This window comes from Ilyobacter sp., from assembly GCF_041583315.1.
In the GTDB taxonomy this organism is placed as follows: domain Bacteria; phylum Fusobacteriota; class Fusobacteriia; order Fusobacteriales; family Fusobacteriaceae; genus Ilyobacter.
Genome location: NZ_JBFHGC010000521.1, coordinates 1 through 2,044 on the forward strand (window position 1 = coordinate 1; position 2,044 = coordinate 2,044).

3 protein-coding genes are annotated in these 2,044 nt (G+C 35.6%); all 3 read left to right on the forward strand.

The genetic code is table 11. From position 1 onward, the window contains the following. A partial coding sequence (locus ABZA26_RS13720) for an ATP-binding protein (RefSeq protein WP_372715060.1) occupies positions 1–253 on the forward strand: 253 nt, incomplete at its 5' end. A 191-nt stretch (positions 254–444) separates the two neighbouring features. Beyond that, on the forward strand, positions 445–1,101 hold the full coding sequence (locus ABZA26_RS13725; RefSeq protein ID WP_372715061.1) for a lipase family alpha/beta hydrolase: 657 nt from the start codon (positions 445–447) through the stop codon (positions 1,099–1,101). A 25-nt stretch (positions 1,102–1,126) separates the two neighbouring features. Beyond that, positions 1,127–1,957, forward strand: a complete 831-nt coding sequence (locus ABZA26_RS13730) for a sulfurtransferase (RefSeq protein WP_372715062.1) — start codon at positions 1,127–1,129, stop codon at positions 1,955–1,957. The last annotated feature ends 87 nt before the right edge of the window (positions 1,958–2,044 follow it).

A 2,044-nucleotide genomic window follows, 5' to 3' on the forward strand; every position in this document is an offset into this window, starting at 1 on the left:
TATTTCTATGTGTAGTGATTCATGCGTAACATTGATGATACAGGATTACGGAGTAGGAATGTCTAACGAGGAGCAGTCACGGATATTTGACAATTTCTACAGGGCGGAGAAGTCTCGGAACAGGAATTTAGGAGGTCACGGTCTGGGAATGTCCATAGTAAAAAGTATTGCAGATATTTTGAAGATGGATATATCCTTCATGAGTGCAATAGGAAGCGGAACAACTGTTGAGATAAGTCTTCCTCTGAATTAGAGGGGATTACAAGCTTTTGTTTATTAAAGAATCTTCTGTTACTTGGGTAAATAAAGGAATTTGAAATAGAGAGAGTCTTTCATAATTACTATAAATTCAAAAGAACACTTTACAAATCAACTATAAAACAATAAACTATAAATAGCTATTACCTGGTTTTTATAAAGCCTTTAGAAAAGGACGGTATTGATATGAGTAGTTACAGAGTTGTTCTGATACATGGATATAATAAAACTGAAAAAGATATGCATACCCTTGGGGAGTACTTGGCAGAGCTTGATTATAAAGTGGAATATCTCAATCTGCCTCTCTTATTTGAAGAGATAGAGCATTCTGTATCTCATCTTAAGGAATTTTTATTCAGCCTTCAGAGGAGCGGAGTGAATAAAAGAGAGGAGATAATCCTCATAGGCCACAGTACAGGGGGCCTTGTGATAAGAGGGGCTCTAAGCGATAAAAGAATAAGAAGAATCGTGGATAAGGTAGTCCTGGTAGCCTGCCCAAACCTGGGGTGCAAACTGGCAGACTTGGCAAAGAAATATCTTCCTTTCATGGGGAAAATATTTAAAACCTTAAAATCTCTGGAAAGAGAGAATGTAGAGAATCTGAATGTTTACAAGGGAAGAGGCGTTGATATAGCAGCCATTGCCGGTAGTGAATCCAATCTTTTTCTGGGAAGATTTTTAAATGATAAAAATGACGGACGTATAGAGGTGGATGAGGTTATGATGGGAGGCTTAAAAGATTTTCTTATTCTTCCTCTGGGACATAAAGAGATTCACAAAAGAATAGGAACGGCGACTTATATAAATAATTTTATAAAAAGAAGTAGTTTTTATGTAGATTAAATTTTAAAAATAAGGAGACAGAAATATGAAAAATTTTGTCGATGCCCAGTGGCTTTATAGTAATATCGAAGATATAGTGATTATAGATGCGAGGTATGATGTGCATAATGTGGAACACGGAGATTCAGTTTATAAAAAGGATCATATTCCAGGTGCCCACTATTTTCATATAGACAGAGACCTGGCAGGAAAAAAGGGAAAACACGGAGGATCTAGGCCTGTTCCTGATTCAGATGATTTTATATCCAAAATAGAAAAAATCGGAATAGATAACAATACTATGGTAGTAATATACGATGACTCTATAATTGCTGCATGCAGAGTCTTTTGGATGCTCAAGTATATAGGGCACGATAAAGTTGTTATCTTGGATGGGGGATATAAAAGCTGGCTTGATGCAGGTTACCCTGTTACAGACCTTATTCCTGAAAAAAATAAGAAGAAAACTTTTGAAAAAAATATAAAAGACGATATTTACTGTGACATAGACTATGTCAAAGCAAATATTGGGGAAAACTCAGTTTCACTTGTAGAGTGCAGATCTTACGAGAGATATCTTGGTAAAAATGAACCTCTATACCCAAAGGCAGGGCATATACCAGGGGCCATCTGTATAGACTCGAAATCACTTCTCTGCGAAAATCTTAAAATAAAAAGTCGGAAAGAATTGGAGAATATATTTAAATCTGTAGAAAAAAAAGAGGACATTATTTTCAGCTGTGGTTCTGGTGTTAATGCCGCTCTTGTTTTTACAGCTTTGGACGAAATAGGCAGAAGAGGAAAAATTTATATAGGGGGATTCTCTGACTGGATAAGCTATGATGGAAATCCTGTTGAGACAAGAGATGAAAATTGAAAACCGGCAAACAGCTGGTTTTTTATTTTTTCTGTTTTTAAATGTAAAAATTTTAAAAGTCCTGTAAAATTAATTCCGGAAAACACA